This window comes from Arthrobacter sp. KBS0702 (assembly GCF_005937985.2).
Taxonomy (GTDB): domain Bacteria; phylum Actinomycetota; class Actinomycetes; order Actinomycetales; family Micrococcaceae; genus Arthrobacter.
The window spans coordinates 2,251,403-2,270,627 of record NZ_CP042172.1 but is presented as its reverse complement, the minus strand read 5'-3'; the positions used below and the strand labels follow the sequence as shown (position 1 = coordinate 2,270,627).

Sequence of the window (19,225 nt, the reverse complement as noted above, 5' to 3'; positions counted from 1 at the left end):
AAATGACCCGCCATACACTTTCCGTTCTGGTCGAAGACAAGCCCGGTGTGCTGACCCGCGTCGCCAGCCTCTTCGCCCGCCGCGCCTTCAACATCAACTCCCTGGCCGTCGGCCCGACCGAGGTTCCGGGCATTTCCCGGATGACGGTCGTCGTCGACGCCGACGGCGAGCTGATCGAACAGGTCACGAAGCAGCTGAACAAGCTGATCAACGTGATCAAGATCGTCGAGCTCACCCCCGAATCTTCCGTGCAGCGAGACCACATCCTGGTCAAGGTACGTGCGGATGCCGCAACCCGGCTGCAGGTCACCCAGGCGGCCGACCTGTTCCGCGCTTCCGTGGTCGACGTCTCCACAGAGTCGGTGGTCATCGAGGCCACAGGCCACCCGGACAAACTCACGGCACTGCTTTCGGTGCTGGAACCCTTCGGCGTCCGCGAAATCGTGCAGTCCGGCACCCTGGCCGTCGGCCGCGGGTCCCGCTCCATGAGTGACCGGGCCCTGCGCTCCGCCTAAGCGGCGGACCGGCCCGCAGCAACACAGCAAGCACCACCCAATTTTCCCCAGCCAACACCCAAAGAATCCATTCAAAGGAGACACCCCAGTGACTGAAATGTTTTACGACGACGACGCCGACCTGTCGATCATCCAGGGCCGCACCGTCGCCGTCATCGGTTACGGCTCCCAGGGCCACGCCCACGCCCTCAGCCTGCGCGATTCCGGTGTTGACGTCCGCGTCGGCCTGAAGGAAGGCTCCAAGTCCCGCGCCAAGGCCGAGGCCGAGGGCCTGCGCGTGCTCAACGTCGCCGACGCCGTCGCCGAAGCCGACCTGATCATGGTGCTCACCCCGGACCAGGTCCAGCGCCACGTCTACGCCGAGGACATCGCCCCGAACCTGCAGTCCGGCGACGCCCTGTTCTTCGGACACGGTTTCAACATCCGCTACGGCTACATCAAGCCGCCGGCCGACGTCGACGTTGCCCTGGTCGCCCCGAAGGGACCGGGCCACATCGTGCGCCGCGAATTCGAAGCCGGCCGCGGCGTGCCGGACCTGATCGCCGTCGAGCAGAACCCGTCCGGCAAGGCCAAGGAGCTGGCCCTGTCCTACGCCAAGGCGATCGGCGGCACCCGCGCCGGTGTCATCGAGACCACCTTCACCGAAGAGACCGAAACCGACCTCTTCGGCGAGCAGGCCGTCCTGTGCGGCGGCGCCTCCCAGCTGATCATGTACGGCTTCGAGACCCTCACCGAGGCCGGCTACAAGCCCGAGGTGGCCTACTTCGAGGTGCTGCACGAGCTCAAGCTGATCGTTGACCTGATGGTCGAAGGCGGCATCGCCAAGCAGCGCTGGAGCGTCTCGGACACCGCGGAATACGGCGACTACGTCTCCGGCCCCCGCGTCATCACCCCCGAGGTGAAGGAAAACATGAAGGCCGTCCTGAAGGACATCCAGGACGGCACCTTCGCCAAGCGCTTCATCGACGACCAGGACGCCGGAGCCCCCGAGTTCAAGGCCCTTCGCAAGAAGGGCGAAGACCACCCGATCGAGGCCACCGGCCGCGAACTGCGCAAGCTCTTCTCCTGGATCAAGAACGAAGACGACTACACCGAAGGATCAGTAGCCCGCTAAGGCAGCTGGCCGGCAGGGGAGCCGGACGCCATTACTGGGGTCCGGCTTCCCTGCGTTGAGCACTACCGAGCATCACCCACGTTTCACCAAAATCCCCACCTGAATTACAAGAGAGCTAAAGAGGTCACCGGTGACAAGCACCAAACCTGTCGTACTCCTCGCTGAGGAACTTTCGCCCGCCACAGTCGAGGCCCTCGGCCCGGACTTTGAAATCCGCCAGACCGACGGCGCCGACCGTTCCCAGCTGCTCTCCGCGATCGCCGACGTCGACGCGATCCTGATCCGCTCCGCCACCCAGGTGGATGCCGAGGCGATCGCCGCCGCGAAGAACCTCAAGGTGATCGCCCGCGCCGGCGTGGGCCTGGACAACGTGGACATCAAGGCCGCCACCCAGGCGGGCGTAATGGTGGTCAACGCCCCGACGTCGAACATCGTCTCCGCCGCCGAACTCACCGTCGGCCACATCCTCAGCCTGGCCCGGCACATCCCGCAGGCCTCCGCCGCGCTCAAGGACGGCGAGTGGAAGCGCTCCAAGTACACCGGGACCGAGCTGTTCGAGAAGAAGATCGGCATCATCGGCCTCGGCCGGATCGGCGCCCTCGTCGCGGCCCGGCTGAAGGGCTTCGACACCAAGATCCTCGCGTACGACCCGTACATCACCTCGGCCCGCGCCGCCCAGCTCGGCGTCCAGCTGGTGACCCTGGACGAGCTCCTGACCCAGTCGGACTTCATCACGATCCACATGCCGAAGACGCCCGAGACCGTCGGCATGCTCGGCGCAGAGGCGTTCAAGAAGATGAAGAACACCGCCTACGTCGTCAACGTCGCCCGCGGCGGCCTGGTGGACGAGGAAGCCCTCTACGCCGCGCTGGAGTCCGGGGAGATCGCCGGCGCCGGCGTCGACGTTTTCGTCAAGGAGCCCAGCACCGACCTGCCGTTCTTCAAGCTCGACAACGTCGTGGTCACCCCGCACCTGGGCGCCTCCACCGACGAGGCCCAGGAAAAGGCCGGCGTCTCGGTCGCCCGGTCCGTCCGCCAGGCCCTCGCCGGGGAGCTCGTCCCGGACGCCGTGAACGTCGCCGGCGGCGTGATCGCCCCGGACGTGCGCCCCGGCATCCCGCTGATCGAGAAGCTGGGCAGGATCTTCACCGCCATGACCCACGCCTCGCTCACCCAGTTCGACGTCGAGGTGGCCGGCGAGATCTCCTCGCTGGACGTCAAGGTCCTCGAACTGGCCGCCCTCAAGGGCATCTTCGCCGACATCGTGACCGAGCAGGTCTCCTATGTCAACGCCCCCGTGATCGCCGAGCAGCGCGGCATCAACGTCCGGCTCATCACCACGCCGGACACGGAGTCCTACCGCAACGTCCTGACCCTGCGCGGGGCCCTGAGCGACGGCAGCCAGATCTCCGTAGCGGGCACCCTGACCGGACCCAAGCAGATCCAGAAGCTCGTCGGAATCAACGGCTTCGAGGTCGAAATCCCGATCAGCGAACACCTCGTGGTGGTGGCCTACTCGGACCGCCCGGGTGTGATCGGCACGATCGGCCACATCCTCGGCATGAACAACATCAACATCGCCGGCATGCAGGTGGCCCGGCAGGCGGAAGGCGGGCAGGTGCTTGCGCTCCTGACCATCGATAGCTCCGTGCCGCAGCAGGTGCTGGACGCGATCAAGGCCGGAATCGGCGCCGAAATGGTCCGCGAAGTCGACCTCGAGGACTAAAGCCCCACGTCGGACGCCTGCGGCGGCAACACCGCCGCAGGCGGCCACGAAGAAGCGGCCGGTCTGCGTACAATGGCTAGGTCCGAATTTCGGATCTGGCCGGCAGACCGGCCTTTACTTTTGCACACCCGGCCGGGGACGCCATTATTTCCGCGCGGAATGAACAGTGGTGTGCGCACGCAATCCAGCTTTCAGGAGCCCAATGAACGCCGTCCAGAGGTTCATCAGAAGCAGAGTGCTTTTGCTGACCGCGTCCATTTTGATCGTGGCCATGTGCCTGTCCGTCCTGGTGCAGGGCCAGTCGCAGGCCGCGCTTAACCGCACCGTCGACCAGAACTCCCGCGGTCTCTACGACGTCCTCGTCCAGGCCAAGGCCGACGACAACGGCGGCCTGATGCAGCCCGAGATCGCCACCGGCCAGGGCGGGGTCAGCTTCGAGCAGCTGGACGCCATCCGCAAGCTCGCCGGCACCTCCGTCGCGGCTCCGATCAGCCTGGTGTCCCGCGTCTCACAGAATCTCGAGGCCCCGCGCCTCGACGCCACCGACTACCTCGGCTACAGTGCCGGCCTTGCCGGCACCGCCGGCGATCCCAGCGCCACCGATCCGTCCAAGTGGCCCGCGGCCGAGTCCGTGCTCAGCGCCACCGCCAAGAAGTACCGCCTCACCGCCAGCGCGGTGAGCTCTGACGGTAAGTCCGAGCAGACCCTGTTCAAAACCACTGCCGAAGGAACCCTCGGCAAAGCCAAGCTGGTCGAAGAGCAGGTCGCCGGCGGCAAGAACGTGCGGATCGCCGGCCCGGCAGGGGAGACCGGAATCAAGTTCCCGGCCCCTGCCGGCGGCTCAGAGCACAACCTTTTCAATCTCTCTGTCTCCCTGCCCATGGCGCCGCAGGTGACCGAATCCGTCGTCGCCGTCGACCCGGTTTCGGAGCGCGCGCTCCTGGGCGGCGCCGGGGACTTCCTCGCGCCGCTGGAGAAGGCACCCCCGGCCGATGCCCGCAACGCCGGCGCGATCGGCCGCCACTTCGAGAGCCTGTTCACCAACGGCATCAGCATGGACCAGCTCAAGGAAGGCCCCGACTTCCTCGGCGTCAAGCTCAAGTACTGGGCGCCCCTGATGTCCCAGTACCAGCAGGCCAAGCGGGCCGGGCAGCTGACCGCCGACTCGCAGGCGATTCCGTTGATCGTCCGCTCGGGCACCTCCCTTGACCTGAAGTACTCGGTCAAGATCGAGGAAATCGACGCCGCCGGCAACGTGACGAAGGACGTCGGCACCGCCACCCGGTCGCTGGACAAGGACTACCTGCCGTTCGTTTCCAAGTCGCCGTTCGCCCTCGCCTGGCCCGGCTCCAAGGACTTCTCCCAGTTGATGGGCGACACCGGCAGCTTCGGCCAGGGCCTCTACAACCCCGCGACCTGGAGCACCGACTTCGCCGCCGCCCCCAAGTACAAGGACGGCGAGACCGCCGGCAACGGCGCCGTGGACAAGTCCGCGGTCCCCGGCGACTGGATCACCGTCAACCGGCTGCCCGAGAAGGGCGCCAACGGCGCCCCGGTCGACCAGACGCAGCGTACGCCCGTCGACGAGCGCGCCTACCGCGACAACCTCGCGACCGGCAAGAAGCCGGCCACGCCGCTGGCCATGGTCTACGGCACCTTCGACCCGGCCAAGGTCCAGGCGGCCGCCGGTGACGTCAACCGCCTGCCGCTTGGCGGCTACGACCCGACGCCGATGACCCTGAGCAAGGACGCCGCGGGCAACGACGCCGGGCAGACCACCCTCAAGCCCTCGCTCAGCGGGACCGGACTGGTCAGCCAGTCGGCCGGCGCCATCACCGACTACTACGGCCTGGCCGCCGCCCGCGGCTACGAGAAGAACGCCTCCGTCATCGACGCCGTGCGTGTCCGCGCCAAGGTGGACGGCACCTGGAAGCAGGCGCAGCCGGAGGTTGAAAAGCTCGCCAACCAGATCCGCGACATGGGCCTGCAGGCCACCGTGGTCGCCGGCTCCGCCCGCGAAGATGCCAACATCTTCGTGCCCGGCTACTCCAAGGACGACGCCGGGAAGGAATCGCCGCTGGGCACCGTGCAGCAGTCCTGGGTCCGCCAGGACGCCGCCGACGCCGTCTCCGGCTCGCTGACCGGCACCAACCTCACGCTCCTCTTCCTGACCCTGTGCGGTTCCGCGCTGCTCACCGGCGCCTCGACCGTCAGCTACGTCCGCAAGCGCCGCCGCGAGGCCGGAACACTGCGGGCCATGGGCTGGACGCAGCGCAAGATCCGGTCCTGGGTCCTGGCAGAATTCGGTGTGGGCGCCGCCCTGCTGGCCGTCGCCGGGATCGCGCTGAGCCTGATCAGCTGGAACCCGGCCACCGCGATCGTCTCCGCTTCGGTCCTGGTCCTGTACTGCGGGGCCGCCTACTTCGCCGCGCAGCAGCTGCGCCACCGCGAGGTCATCGACCAGGAACCGCAGCACGATGAGCGCCTCATCCCGGTCGACTCGCCGCTGACCTTCGCCAGCCGGCAGCTGAGCACGAACAAGTTCAACACCGGCTCGCTGGCCGTCGCCGTCGGCGTCTTCGGTGCCGCCGTGGGCGGGCTCGCAGCACTCCTGATCGACATCCCGCGGGCCGCTGGCGCCAGTGCCCTGAGCGGTCTGGCCGCGGCCAGCGTCGCGCTGCCGAGCATCGTGCTGGGCGTGTCCGGGGTTGCCGTGGGGCTGCTGCTGACCATGGTCACCGGCCGCTTCGAGCTGGGCGCCAAACGCCAGTACCTGGGCACCCTGCAGGCCATGGGCTGGAACCCGGACATGCTGGGCCAGGTCCGCTTCTTCGAAAATGCCATGGTGGGGACCATCGCACTGCCGCTGGGTATCCTCGGCGCCCTGGGCATCAGCCTGCTCCTCGCCCCCTACGCCGCCATCTGGGCCGGAATCGCCGGACTCGTAGCGGTACTTTGCTGGATTCCGATTGCAACGAAAGTGGTCCAATGACTAACGAGCTGAACCTGACCAGGGCGGCCCGAAACCGGATGCCGGAGAGCACCGGGAACGGCGGCCACCAGACCCGAGCCAACACGATCGTGAAGGCCGCGGACCACGCCACGCCGCTGGAACTGAGCAACATCACGATCCACTACGGCGGTGGCAAGGGCGGCGCCGAGCCCGTTAACGTCGTCGACGACTTCAACATGACGCTGCATTCCGGCGAGATGCACTGCATCGCCGGCCGCTCCGGCTCGGGCAAAACCAGCATCCTGACCGTCGGCGCGGGCCTGACGCTGCCGACCTCGGGCCGGGTGTTCTGGGAAGGCGACTCCCTCGAGACCATGGGCGACGACGAGATCGCCGACCGCCGCCGCGCCCTGATCGGCTATGTCGACCAGGGCGGCGCCCTGATCGACGGCATGAGTGCACTCGAGAACGTACTGCTCCCGGCCGTGCCCGACGGCGAGGTCGAACAGCGCCGAGACATGGCCAAGGACCTGCTGGACCTCGTCGGCCTCGGCCGCCGCATGCGCCACCGCCCCGCACAGCTCTCCGGCGGCGAACGCCAGCGCGTTGCGATCGCCCGCGCCCTGATCCTCGGCACCCGGGTGCTGGTGGTGGACGAGCCGACGGCGAGCCTGGACCGCACCTCGGCCAACCGCATCATCAGCATCCTCAAGGACACGACGTCGGACGGCATCGCCGTCCTGGTGGCTTCACATGACCACGAACTCGTCCGCCAGAGCGATACCCTGACCGAACTGATCTAGGTTTATACCGTGACCCCTTCCGAAAAAACCCCGTTCTACATCACGACAGCCATCAGCTACCCCAACGGCGTGCCGCACATTGGCCACGCCTACGAAGTCATCGCCACCGACGCGATGGCGCGATTCAAACGGCTGGACGGCTACGACGTCTTCTTTATGACCGGCACGGACGAGCACGGCCTGAAGATGCAGCAAACGGCGGAAAAGGAAGGCATTCCGGTCAAGGAACTTGCCGACCGCAACTCGACGGCCTTCCGCCGGATGAGCGACGACCTGGGCATTTCGCTGAGCCGGTTCATCCGCACCACGGACCCTGACCACTACGAGGCCGCCAAGGCGCTGTGGCAGCGGATGGAAGCCAACGGCGACATCTACCTCTCCAAGTACGCCGGCTGGTACTCGGTCCGCGACGAACGCTACTTCGTCGAGGACGAGACCGAGGTCCGCGACGACGGGCTCCGCTACGCCTCCGAAACCGGCACCGAGGTGACCTGGACCGAGGAGGAGAGCTACTTCTTCAAGCTCTCCGCCTACCAGGACCGGCTGCTGGCCCTCTACGCGGACCACCCGGAATTCGGCGCGCCGCACAGCCGGTTCAACGAGGTCATCAGCTTCGTCAAGGGCGGCCTTGAGGACCTTTCGATCAGCCGCACTTCCTTCAACTGGGGCGTCCCCGTGCCGGGCAACCCGGACCACGTGATGTACGTCTGGGTGGACGCGCTGACCAACTACCTGACCGGCGTCGGCTTCCCGGACACGGAGTCGGAGAGCTTCCGGAAGTACTGGCCCGCCGACGTCCACGTGATCGGCAAGGACATCTCGCGGTTCCACGCGGTGTACTGGCCCGCGTTCCTGATGTCGGCCGGCCTGGAACTGCCCAAACGGGTGATGATCCACGGCCACCTGCACAACCAGGGCGTCAAGATGTCCAAATCGCTGGGCAACGTGGTGGCGCCGGCCGACTGGGTGGCGCAGTACGGGCTGGACCAGGTGCGCTTCTTCCTGCTCCGTGAAGTGCCGTTCGGCGCCGACGGCAACTACAGCCACGACGCGATTGTTGGCCGGATGAACTCCGACCTGGCGAACAACTTCGGCAACCTTGCCCAGCGCTCCCTGTCCATGGTGGCGAAGAACTGCGAAGGCGCCGTCCCCGTTCCCGGTGGATTCTCCGCCGAGGACGCCGCGCTGCTCGGCCAGGCCAAGGGCCTGCTGGGCATTGCCCGCGCAGCATTCGAAAAGCAGGAGTTCAGCCGCGCGCTCGAGGCGATCTGGAACGTCCTCGGCGACACCAACGCCTACTTCGCGGAGCAGGCCCCGTGGGTGCTGCGCAAAACCGACGTCGAACGCATGAACACGGTCCTGTACGTGACCCTTGAGGTGCTCCGGACCGTCGCTATCCTGGCGCAGCCGGTGATGCCGGCGGCTGCCGGAGCCATCCTCGACAGCCTGGGCCAGGCCGAGGGGGAGTCCCGCGAGTTCGCCGCCCTGGAGACCCCGATTGAGGCCGGTACCGCACTGCCAGCACCTTCGCCGGTGTTCCCCAAGTACGAGGAACCCGCAGAAGCTTGAGCCGGGCCGGAGGTTTCCGGCACCACCGCAGCGAGGTGGCACTTGGCGGCAATGTTCTTCCCTGAACATTGCCGCCAGGGGCCGCCTCGCGGCCGTTAACCCGGCCCTCAGGCTACTGGCAAGTGGTCAGCGGCTCCCGAACTGAGTACAGCCCGGGGCAGGGGGGTAGGAGGCGTACCGATACTCGGGTACCAGTTACTCGGGACTGGCGATCGGCCCCTCAATAGCCTGAAAAGGCAAGCGAACTGACGACAAATGCTGGGGAGTAACTGTCTTCTCAAAATTCGCTGTTTGAGGTCTCACATCAATTTGCCGGGTCTCTAGGACGGTTACTCCGCGCGCTCACGTCAGCTCTGACACCTGAGTGGATGGAGGGGCCGAAGATGAAAAGAACCATTGCCACGCTGGGGGTAGTGGGGCTCGGCGTAATGGGGGCAGCTGTCTCCGCGAACGCGGCGCCGCCGGACAAGATCACCATTTGTCACGCGACCAAGGCAGCGGGAAACCCGTTTGTCGCCGAGACGATCAACCTCAACGCGCTCAAGGCGCACGCCGATGACACTCTGGACATTGTGCCGGAGAACTCGGGTGACATCATGCCCAAGGGCCAGAACCTGTCACAGGCAAACCTTGCCCTGCTGGCCAACAACTGCGTTGCTGTTGCGGTGGTGGTGCCGCCAGTCGACCCGCCGGGTAACCCGCCAGTGGACCCGCCGGGTAACCCGCCTGTGGACCCGCCGGGTAACCCGCCTGTGGACCCGCCGGGTAATCCGCCTGTGGACCCGCCGGGTAACCCGCCTGTGGACCCGCCGGGTAATCCGCCTGTGGACCCGCCGGGTAACCCGCCTGTAGACCCGCCGGGTAACCCGCCTGTCGATCCGCCGGGTAACCCGCCTGTGGACCCGCCGGGTAACCCGCCGGCTGATACCGGGACGAACCCGGCTGCTAATCCCGCGCCGGGAACGACCGTCCCCCTGCAGCCGTCGACGGCGGTGACACCGCTCAAGGTGGACGGCAAGGCTGTCACGGCCGTCCCCCAAGCCAGCCTGAGCCCGGCCGCTGCCAAGCCGGCGCCCGCTGCCACGCCGGCCAAGGTCAACGTGGGCTTCAACGTCCAGACCGCTGTTGGCCGCTCGCACACGCCCGACGGCCTGCCGGCCTGGCTGCTGGGCCTGACCGGACTGTTTGCGGCGGGATCCGGCGCAGTGCTGTGGCGGGGCGGACAGCGCGCCCGGAGGGCCGCCGGGTAGGAAGTCCGTTTCACGGGGCGGGTGCTGCGCAGGCGGTGCCCGCCCCGCTCCTTCAGGATCCGTTGCTTACCTCTCAGCAGGAGAAACCATGGGCATCCACCGTACGACGCCCCGGTTCCGGGTTGCCGGCAGTCGCGGACTGCTGCTGAGCGCGAGGGACATCGTCATCCTGGCTTTCTGTGCGCTGGGTATCCTGACCGCGTGGCTCGCTTATGGCACCGGCAGCACCATCGCCGACGCCGGGGCTCCCGCCACCGCTCAGGAGAACGGAACCTCGGCGTCGGCGTCGTCCCCCCAAAGGCGGCCGGCCGCATCGGATGCAGCGACGACCCCAGCGAAGGCAACAGCCGTCCTGCCCGCCGGGGCAACCGCGGCCGCCAAGTCGGCCGCACCGGCAACGCCAGTGCTACCAGCCGCTTCCGCCCCGCGCCGGATCACGTTCCCGGCCGCCGGCATGGACGTTGAAGTGCACCCGCTGGAGCCTGGCCGCGACGCTACGGACAGCCGGAGCATCGAGCCGCCGGAGACCAAAGACGGCTACTGGCTGGCACCCTTTGGAACTCCGGGGCAGGGCTCTGCGAACACCACGTACGTCATCGGCCACAGCTGGCTGGACCAGGATGCACCCTTCAACCACCTGAGCTCACAGGCCGCGCCCGGTGGCCTGTTGTCCGTGACCACCGCCGCCGGAGTCCTGAGCTACCGGGTGGATTCGGTCACCACCTACACCAAGGCGACCCTGAAGGACAGCGCTGTCTGGGAAGCTGTTGCCAACCGGCTGGTCCTCATCAGTTGCTACACGGAGGACCCGTGGGGCAGGAATGTGGTGGTGATCGCGTCGCCGGTCCCGGCGCGCTAAGGCGGTGTTCGAATAATGAGACGGATTGACCAGCATGCGGATGGCTTGGCTACGCTGAAATCATGAGCGCATCCACGATTGATCTGGCAGTCATTCCCGGCGACGGCATCGGCCCTGAGGTCACCGCCGAAGCCCTGAAGGTCCTCGAGAAGGCCGCCGCCGCCGAGGGTATCGTGCTGCAGCAGACGCACTACGAGCTCGGCGCAGCGCACTGGCTGGCCACGGGGGAGACCCTGCCCGAGCACACCCTGGCCGACCTCCGCACCCGCGACGCCATCCTGTTCGGCGCGGTGGGCGCCGCCCCCGATGACACCCGCATTCCCTCCGGCATCATCGAACGCGAATTGCTGCTCAAGCTGCGCTTCAGCCTTGACCACTACGTCAACCTGCGCCCCTCGAAGCTGTACGCCGGCGTCGGCAGCCCGCTGGCGAACCCCGGCGAGGTCGACTTCATCGTGGTCCGCGAGGGCACCGAAGGACCGTACGTAGGCAACGGCGGGACGCTGCGCGCGGGCACGCCGCACGAGGTGGCCACCGAGGTTTCGCTGAACACCGCCCACGGCGTGGAGCGCGTGGTGCGGGATGCGTTCCGCCGCGCCAACGAGCGCCCCCGCAAGAAGCTGACCTTGGTGCACAAGCACAACGTCCTGGTCTTCGCCGGGCACCTCTGGAAGCGCACCGTGGAAGCGGTGGCCCAGGAGTTTCCCGAGGTCAGCCACGACTACCTGCACGTCGATGCGGCCACGATCTTCATGGTGACCGATCCGGCGCGTTTCGACGTCATCGTCACCGACAACCTTTTCGGCGACATCCTCACCGACCTCGCCGCAGCCATCACCGGCGGCATCGGCCTGGCCGCCTCGGGCAACATCAACATGGACCGCACCGCGCCGTCGATGTTCGAGCCGGTCCACGGCTCCGCACCGGATATTGCCGGCCAGCAGAAAGCCGACCCGAGCGCGGCAATCCTGTCAGCTGCGCTGCTGCTGGACCACCTGGGCTACGCCGCGGCAGCCCGCAAGATCGAGGCTGCTGTCGCCGCCGACGTCGAGGGCAGGGACGGCAGCTTCCGCAGCACCGCCGCGATCGGCGACGCCATCGCAGCCGCACTCTAGGAAGAATGAAAGGGACCGTCCGCCTGGAACGGCGGCGGTAACGCCCCGGAGGGCTGCGGCAACGGGCGTAAGCTTGTTTTCGAATCACCAACATGCTGCCGTGGTCCGAGGATGAACCACGTTCACACACCAGGCAGCCGACCGTGGAGGAACCATGACCCAGACTGCCCATGGCGTCGAATTCACCCAGCGGCTCTCGGCGACCCCGAAGTCCGCGCAAGAGCGTGAAGCCATCCTGGCCAACCCGGGATTCGGCGACTATTTCACCGACCACACCGCGATTGTCGACTACAGTGTCGATGCCGAGGGCAAGGGCGGCTGGCACGACGCGCGGATTGAACCCTACGGTCCCATCATGCTGGATCCGTCCGCGGCAGTCCTGCACTACGGCCAGGAAATCTTCGAAGGCCTCAAGGCCTACCGCCACGCAGACGGCTCGATCTGGACGTTCCGGCCCGAGGCCAACGCTGCGCGCCTGAACAAGTCCGCGCGCCGGCTGGCCCTCCCGGAACTCCCGGAGGAATACTTCCTTGCAGCCATCCGCGAACTCGTGTCCGTGGACCGGGATTGGGTCCCCTCCGGCGACGGCGAAGCCCTCTACCTGCGCCCCTTCATGATCGCCACCGAGGCGTTCCTGGGGGTCCGTGCAGCCCGCGAGGTCTCCTTCCGCGTCATCGCGTCCCCGGCCGGCAACTACTTCGGCGGCGAGCTGAAGCCGGTATCGATCTGGATTTCCCGCGAATACGCCCGCGCGGGCCGTGGCGGCACCGGCGCGGCCAAGTGCGGCGGCAACTATGCGGCCTCGCTGATCGCCCAGCAGGAAGCCGAGGCCCACGGCTGCAAGCAGGTGCTGTTCCTGGACCAGTTCAACGACAATGCCGTCGAGGAACTCGGCGGCATGAACGTCTTCTTCGTGATGAAGGACGGCTCACTGGTCACCCCGGCGCTGTCCGGCACCATCCTGGAGGGCGTCACCCGTTCCTCCGTGATCCAGGTGGCCCGCGACATGGGCCGCGAAGTGACCGAACGAAAGATCACCCTCGACGAGTGGCGCGACGGCGTCGCCGCCGGCGACATCGCCGAGGTCTTCGCCTGCGGCACCGCCGCTGTGGTCACCCCGATCGGCGTGCTGAAGGACAACACCGAATTCATCGGTTCCGAGGACGCCACGGCGGGGGAGACCACCATGGCCATCCGCGCACAGCTGCTCGGCATCCAGACCGGCACCGTCGAGGACACCCACGGCTGGCTGACCCGCCTGGCGTAGCCTGCGTCGACCCGCTGCGTTGAGGACGACGGCGGCCCGCATCCTCCGGGGTGCGGGCCGCCGTCGTCGTTTTCGGGCGAAAGTGCCGAGGCGCTGCTGCCTGCAGTGATTGTTGTCCTGCTGCTCCTATGAACGCCGCGTGGTGGGAAGATGGAAGAGTGATTCCCGACGATTCCCGCGCCCTGGTCCGCAGCACCGAGCTGACGCGTTTCCGCCTGGCGCCGAACCCTGGCCCGATGAGCCTGCACGGGACCAACTCCTACGTGGTGGCCGCCCCCGGCTCGCCCAAGGTCGTGGTCGTTGATCCAGGGCCCCTCGACGAGGAGCATCTGCGTGAGCTGGCCCAGTACGGCCCCGTCGAACTGATCCTCATCACGCACCGCCACGCCGACCACACCGCGGCCGCTGCGCGGTTTGCGGACCTCACGGGTGCGCCGGTCCGGGCCGCCGACCCCGCGCACTGCCACGGGGCCGAGCCGCTCCGGGATGGCGAGGTACTGCACGCCGCCGGGGTGGAAATCCGGGTGCTCGCGACGCCGGGCCACACCTCCGACTCCGTCTGCTTCCACCTGCCGGCGGACGGCGCCCACGGAGCCGTCCTCACCGGCGACACGATCTTAGGCCTAGGCACCACCGTCCTGGACTACCCGGACGGCACCTTGGGGGATTACCTCGACTCGCTGGACCGGCTGGAGAGCCTGGGCCCGGCCACGGTGCTGCCCGCCCACGGGCCCATGCTTCCCGCCCTGGACAACATTGTGCGAGCCTACCGGGACCACCGGCAGGACCGCCTCGACCAGATCCGCGCCGCCCTGGCCGAGCTCGGCGCGGAAGCCGGTGTGCACGACGTGGCGAATGCCGTGTACGCCGCCGTCGACCCGGCGGTCCGGCCGGCGGCGGAACTGTCCGTCGCCGCGCAGCTGGAGTACCTGCGCGGACGGTAGGCTTGGAACCATGCGTATCGCCCGGTTTGTAGTCGATTCAGATCCCATGTACGGCATTGTTGAGGGCCAGCCCGGCAGTGAGGAAGTCACTGTCATCAACGGCGACCCCTTCTTCCACGGTGTGGAACGGACCGCCGTCAAGCACAAGCTGGAGGATGTCCGCCTCCTCGCGCCGATCATCCCGCGCAGCAAGGTCATCGGCGTCGGCCGCAACTTCGTGGAGCACGCCCATGAACTTGGCAACGAGGTGCCGGCGCAGCCGCTGCTGTTCCTCAAGCCCAACACCTCGGTGGTTGGGCCCAACGATCCGATCATCCTGCCGGAGTTCTCCGAGGAGGTCTCGTTCGAAGCCGAGTTGTGCGTCGTGATCGGCCGGATCTGCAAGGACGTCCCGGAGGACCGGGTCGACGATGTCGTCTTCGGCTACACCTGCGGCAACGACCTCACCGCCCGGGATGTCCAGAAGACGGACCTGCAGTGGGCGCGGGCCAAGGGCTTCGACACCTCGGCGCCGCTGGGCCCGTGGATCGAGACCGAGCTGGACACCGAGGACCTGCAGATCCAGGGCCGTCTCAACGGCGAACTCCGGCAGGACGGCAGCACGAGCCAGATGATCCGCGGCGTGCGCGAGCTGGTTTCCATCGTCTCGCACGCGTTCACCCTGCTGCCGGGCGACGTCATCATGACCGGCACCCCGGCCGGCGTCGGCCTGGTCCAGGCCGGTGACCGCTTCGAGGTCGAGATCGAGGGCATCGGACGCCTCTCCAACCCGGTGGTCCGCCGCTAACTACACTGCGCCGGAAGAAACCGCGTCGATTTCGGACAGCCGCACCGTGGATCCACGGTGCGGCTGTCCGGTTTTGTAGCGGAATCCGGCGCCGGGCAGGCGGTAAAGTTGGTACCACTATGACTACTCCCACCGCGCCCGACGCCGTCTCCAGCACTGCCACCACGGAAATGACCCGTGAAGCCACCCGTGAAGTCACCGCCGAAACCCCGGTCCGGGTCCGTTTCTGCCCGTCACCCACCGGCACCCCGCATGTCGGCCTGATCCGCACGGCCCTCTTCAACTGGGCGCACGCCAAGCACACCAACGGCACGTTCGTGTTCCGCATCGAGGACACCGACGCGGCGCGTGACTCGGAAGAGAGCTACCAGCAGCTGCTGGAAGCCCTCAAGTGGCTCGGCATCAGCTGGGAAGAAGGCGTCGAAGTGGGCGGCCCGCACGAGCCGTACCGCCAGTCGCAGCGCCTGGAACTCTACAAGGACGTCGTGGCCAAGCTCATGGAGGCGGGCTACGCGTACGAGTGCTACTCCTCGCCGGAGGAGGTCGAGGCCCGCCACCGCGCCGCCGGCCGCGACCCCAAGCTCGGCTACGACAACTTCGACCGCGACCTCACTGAGGAACAGCTCGCCGCGTTCAAGGCCGAGGGCCGCCAGCCCGTACTGCGCGTGCGGATGCCGGACGAGGACGTCACCTTCACCGACCTGGTCCGCGGCGAGATCACCTTCAAAGCCGGCAGCATCCCCGACTACGTGATCGTCCGCGCCGACGGCTCCCCGCTCTACACCCTGGTCAACCCGGTCGACGACGCGCTGATGGGCATCACCCACGTGCTGCGCGGCGAGGACCTGCTGTCCTCCACGCCCCGCCAGGTGGTGCTGATCCGCGCGCTCATGGACATCGGCGTCGCCAGCTACCTGCCGCTGTTCGGCCACCTGCCCTACGTCATGGGCGAGGGCAACAAGAAGCTCTCCAAGCGTGACCCCCAGTCCAACCTCTTCCTGCTCCGGGACCGCGGCTTCATCCCCGAAGGCCTGCTGAACTACCTGTCCCTGCTCGGCTGGAGCCTTTCCGCCGACGAGGACATCTTCACCGTGGATCAGCTGATCGAGAACTTCGACGTCAACGACGTGCTGGCCAACCCGGCCCGCTTCGACATCAAGAAGGCCGAAGCGATCAACGGTACGCACATCCGCATGCTGGCCCCGGAGGACTTCCGCGGGCGCCTGGTTCCTTACCTGCAGGCCGCCGGCCTCGTCGGGGAACAGTTGACTGCCCGTGACGAGGAGATCCTCGCCGAGGCGGCGCCGCTGATCCAGGAGCGGATCTCGCTGCTCGGCGAAGCCCCGGAGATGCTCGCCTTCCTGTTCAAGGCCGACGACGCGATCGACGTCGCCGATGACGCCCGCAAGGGCCTGCCGGAGAACCTGACCGAGGTTCTCGACGCCGCGCTGGCGGCCCTCGAGCCCGTCGCCGAGTGGACCGCGGACAACATCCAGGCCGCCCTCAAGGAGGCACTCGTCGAAGGCCTCGGCGTGAAGCCGCGCCTCGCCTTCGGGCCTGTGCGGACGGCCATCTCCGGGCGCCGGATCTCCCCGCCGCTGTTCGAGTCCATGGTCATCCTGGGCAAGGATTCGTCCCTGGCCCGCCTGCGCGCCTTCCGCGGCTGATGAACAGCGGGGCCGGCACCGGCAGCGGGGTCCTTGCTGCCGGACTCGGCGGCATCCGAGGGGTGCTCTTCGATATCGACGACACCCTCGTGGACCTTGAGTTCGCGATGACGTCGGCGCTGCGCGGCGTCAGCGAGCACCTTCTGCCCGGCCTCGACGAGGCCGGCTGGGAGCGGTTCGGGCGGATCTTCACCCGCGAGACGACCCATTACTACGACCGCTACCTGGCCGGCGAACTGACTTTCAACGAACAACGGCTGCTGCGCGGCCGGGCCGCGCTGGGGCACTTCGGCGTAGAACTCGAGGAGGGCGAGCAAGCCCACCACTGGGTAAGCTCGTACGCCAGCCTCCAGCACAGCTACATCCGGGCCTTCGACGACGTGGCACCGCTGCTGGACGCCCTCGACGCCGCCGGCGTCCCGTACGGCGCGGTCAGCAACAACGTGCACGACTACCAGCGGGTGAAGCTCGACGCCGCAGGCCTGCGCCGCATCGGCGTCCTGGTCGGCACGGACACGATCGGCGTGCCCAAACCGGATCCCGCGATCTACCTCGAAGGCGTGCGCCGGCTGGGCATCGGCCCGGGCGAAACACTGTACGTGGGGGACAACCGCCTGCTCGACGCGGAGGGGGCGACGGCGGCCGGACTGCTGGGCATCTGGCTGAACCGCAACGGCGAACCGGCCCCGGGCTTCGCCGGCCGCGAGGTCTCCTCGCTGCTGGAACTGCTGGCCTAACGCCGGAGCGGCTCGGCTCCAATCCATAAGAAGAGGCCCTGCCGGAGGAAAACTCCGGCAGGGCCTCTTCGTATGGTGCTTGTTGTTGGCTAGGCCGTCTTCGCTGCCAGCCGGCGGTTCCGCAGGGCCAGGTACCCTCCGACGGCGCCGAGGGCAAGGAGTGCCACGAGGCCCAGGGCCACCGCGACGTCGGCCTTGATCATGTTCGACGGCGAGACAGCCGCGGCGCTGGAGTACAGCGTGCCGGTGCCTGCGGCAATCTTGGCGTTGCCGTCGGCCAGTTTGTCGGCGCCGGCGGACAGCTGCGATGAGCCGGAGGCCAGTTTGGTGTTGCCCTCCGAGAGCTGCGTTGCGCCGGATGCCAGAGCCGTGGAACCGTTCAGCAGTCCCGGGTTGGCCGGATCAGCGGGGTCGCCCTTGATGCCGGCGTTCAAGGCCAGCGTGCCGTCGGCGAGGCGCGAGCTGCCATCGGTCATCTTGGCCGTGGCCTTGAGCAGGCCGGGGTGTTCGGGGTCGCCCGGAACGCCGTCCATGCCGACCCGGATCTTGGCGGTGCCGTCAGCCAGCAGCGCGGTGCCCATGACCACGCCCGGGCTGTTGGGATCGCGGCTGTTGAGCTTGCCCGCCAGGGTGGCGAACCCGGCCGTGAGCTTGCCGGTGCCAGCGTGGAGCTGGCCGGCTCCGGCGTTGAGCTTGGCCGCGCCGGCCTGGAGCTGGGACGCCCCGGCATCCAGCCGCTGGGCACCGGCGAGGATCTTCGCGATCTTGTCCTTGATCACGGCCAGCGGCACGGCCCCCTGGAGTGGATCGTTGGCCGCTGCGTAAAGCTGTTCCAGGGCCTGGGAGAGTGCCGCGGTTCCGGTGCCGGCCGCCGGGTCGTTGTTCGCCCCGCGGTAGCCCTTCAGCTGGTCGGTGCCGGCCGCCAGCTGGGTCGTACCAGCCTCCAGCTGCCCGGCCCCCGCGTCGAGCTGCGTGGCGCCGTCGGCCAGGTTGTTCTCGGCGTTGCCCGCGGCAGTCGGGGTGAGCGCGGCGGAGAGCTGAACGGCCCCCGCGGCAAGCTTCTGCGCGCCGTCGTCGACCTTGTACACGCCGGGGGCCAGCTTGTTGTTGACGTCCGCCTCGATCTTGACGGCACCCGCGGCCAGCGCGCTGGCGCCTTCCTGGAGCCGGTCCGCGCCCGGGGCGAGTTTGCCGGCGATTCCGGCGCGGATCTTCTCGGCACCTTCCGAAAGCTTGCCCGCGCCCGTGTCGGCCTGTCCTGCGCCGGTGGCGAGCTTGCCTGCGCCGTCCTTCAGTTGCTGGGCGCCGGTTGCGGCCTGCCCGGCTCCGTCGTTGAGCTTCGCTGATCCGTCTGTGATCCTTCCGGTAACCAGGGTGTAGAACCCCAGCAGCGCAATCAGCAGCAGGGCCAGGATGGCGATGGCGATCTGTTGCGCACGGGTGCGGATCGGGGCGGTGGCGGCACGACTCTGTGACACAGGTTGTTCCTCTCGACGATCTCGCCGGCAACGGCTCTGCTACCGGCCCCCCCAATATGTGATGCAGCTAACATTCGGAATTGAACGTTGCTCCGCCCTCAACTGGGTGTGGGAGGAGTTGTTACTCATTGGTAACTTACCGAGCGTAAACTTAGCGGGGCCGGATTGGCAAGGGTTTTGGCGGATTGACCCCGAAAAGTGCCGGCCGGCGAGGAACTGCGGGGCCGGTGGGGCCAGCGGGAGGCCCGATTTGTGCCGGAGGAGAGTCTCGGGTAAAGTAATTACTCGTGCTGAGGCGCTGGGAGCGCGGGTTTGGACCTGCGAAACCGGCCCGAAAGTTCCATTGGGATATGGTGTAATTGGCAACACTACGGTTTCTGGTACCGTCATTCTAGGTTCGAGTCCTGGTATCCCAGCTCTGAAAAAACCGCGGAGTTCCGC

Annotated in this window: 15 protein-coding genes and 1 tRNA gene; 15 read left to right on the top strand and 1 reads right to left on the bottom strand. The window is 67.5% G+C overall.

Annotated elements, in window-relative coordinates:
• Positions 1 to 2 precede the first annotated feature (2 nt).
• The 14 genes from ilvN (at position 3) to FFF93_RS10370 (ending at position 17,306) form a co-directional block, all read left to right on the top strand.
• A complete protein-coding gene (ilvN, locus tag FFF93_RS10435; RefSeq protein ID WP_138768975.1) occupies positions 3 to 515 on the top strand; it encodes an acetolactate synthase small subunit in 513 nt (170 codons plus the stop codon).
• A gap of 88 nt (positions 516 to 603) precedes the next feature.
• Positions 604 to 1,629 carry a ketol-acid reductoisomerase gene (gene ilvC / locus FFF93_RS10430; protein ID WP_138768976.1) on the top strand — a complete coding sequence of 342 codons (1,026 nt, stop codon included), beginning with the start codon at positions 604 to 606 and terminating at the stop codon, positions 1,627 to 1,629.
• 130 nt (positions 1,630 to 1,759) lie between these two features.
• Positions 1,760 to 3,355, top strand: coding sequence for a phosphoglycerate dehydrogenase (serA, locus tag FFF93_RS10425; protein WP_138768977.1), 1,596 nt, complete (start codon positions 1,760 to 1,762; stop codon positions 3,353 to 3,355).
• 202 nt (positions 3,356 to 3,557) lie between these two features.
• Positions 3,558 to 6,347 carry an ABC transporter permease gene (locus tag FFF93_RS10420; RefSeq protein WP_138768978.1) on the top strand — a complete coding sequence of 930 codons (2,790 nt, stop codon included), beginning with the start codon at positions 3,558 to 3,560 and terminating at the stop codon, positions 6,345 to 6,347.
• Positions 6,344 to 7,111, top strand: a complete 768-nt coding sequence (locus tag FFF93_RS10415; RefSeq protein ID WP_138768979.1) for an ABC transporter ATP-binding protein — start codon at positions 6,344 to 6,346, stop codon at positions 7,109 to 7,111. Before FFF93_RS10420 ends, FFF93_RS10415 begins: the two co-directional genes overlap by 4 nt.
• Before the next feature lie 9 nt (positions 7,112 to 7,120).
• Positions 7,121 to 8,680 (top strand): methionine--tRNA ligase, encoded by a 1,560-nt coding sequence (gene metG, locus FFF93_RS10410; protein ID WP_138768980.1) that lies wholly within the window; start codon positions 7,121 to 7,123, stop codon positions 8,678 to 8,680.
• A 383-nt stretch (positions 8,681 to 9,063) separates the two neighbouring features.
• Complete coding sequence (locus FFF93_RS16950; protein ID WP_186372138.1) at positions 9,064 to 9,930, top strand: hypothetical protein; 867 nt, start codon at positions 9,064 to 9,066, stop codon at positions 9,928 to 9,930.
• A gap of 88 nt (positions 9,931 to 10,018) precedes the next feature.
• A complete protein-coding gene (locus FFF93_RS10400; RefSeq protein WP_138768981.1) occupies positions 10,019 to 10,789 on the top strand; it encodes a class F sortase in 771 nt (256 codons plus the stop codon).
• A gap of 62 nt (positions 10,790 to 10,851) precedes the next feature.
• On the top strand, positions 10,852 to 11,904 hold the full coding sequence (locus tag FFF93_RS10395) for a 3-isopropylmalate dehydrogenase (RefSeq protein ID WP_138768982.1): 1,053 nt from the start codon (positions 10,852 to 10,854) through the stop codon (positions 11,902 to 11,904).
• Between the two features lie 154 nt (positions 11,905 to 12,058).
• Positions 12,059 to 13,171: a branched-chain amino acid aminotransferase gene (locus tag FFF93_RS10390; RefSeq protein ID WP_138768983.1), complete on the top strand. Its 1,113-nt coding sequence runs from the start codon at positions 12,059 to 12,061 to the stop codon at positions 13,169 to 13,171.
• A gap of 158 nt (positions 13,172 to 13,329) precedes the next feature.
• Positions 13,330 to 14,115: an MBL fold metallo-hydrolase gene (locus tag FFF93_RS10385; protein ID WP_261375072.1), complete on the top strand. Its 786-nt coding sequence runs from the start codon at positions 13,330 to 13,332 to the stop codon at positions 14,113 to 14,115.
• 10 nt (positions 14,116 to 14,125) lie between these two features.
• Positions 14,126 to 14,902 (top strand): fumarylacetoacetate hydrolase family protein, encoded by a 777-nt coding sequence (locus FFF93_RS10380; protein WP_138768985.1) that lies wholly within the window; start codon positions 14,126 to 14,128, stop codon positions 14,900 to 14,902.
• 119 nt (positions 14,903 to 15,021) lie between these two features.
• Entirely contained in the window at positions 15,022 to 16,569 is a 1,548-nt protein-coding gene (gltX, locus tag FFF93_RS10375) for a glutamate--tRNA ligase (protein ID WP_138768986.1), read from the top strand.
• Positions 16,569 to 17,306 carry an HAD family hydrolase gene (locus FFF93_RS10370; protein WP_138768987.1) on the top strand — a complete coding sequence of 246 codons (738 nt, stop codon included), beginning with the start codon at positions 16,569 to 16,571 and terminating at the stop codon, positions 17,304 to 17,306. The genes gltX and FFF93_RS10370 overlap by 1 nt, the downstream gene beginning before the upstream one ends.
• Positions 17,307 to 17,395: 89 nt before the next feature.
• On the opposite strand, the gene FFF93_RS10365 is transcribed toward FFF93_RS10370, so the two are convergent.
• A complete protein-coding gene (locus FFF93_RS10365; RefSeq protein WP_138768988.1) occupies positions 17,396 to 18,784 on the bottom strand; it encodes a hypothetical protein in 1,389 nt (462 codons plus the stop codon).
• 344 nt (positions 18,785 to 19,128) lie between these two features.
• Here FFF93_RS10365 and FFF93_RS10360 point away from each other — a divergent pair.
• A tRNA-Gln gene (locus tag FFF93_RS10360) sits at positions 19,129 to 19,200 on the top strand.
• Positions 19,201 to 19,225: the final 25 nt, after the last annotated feature.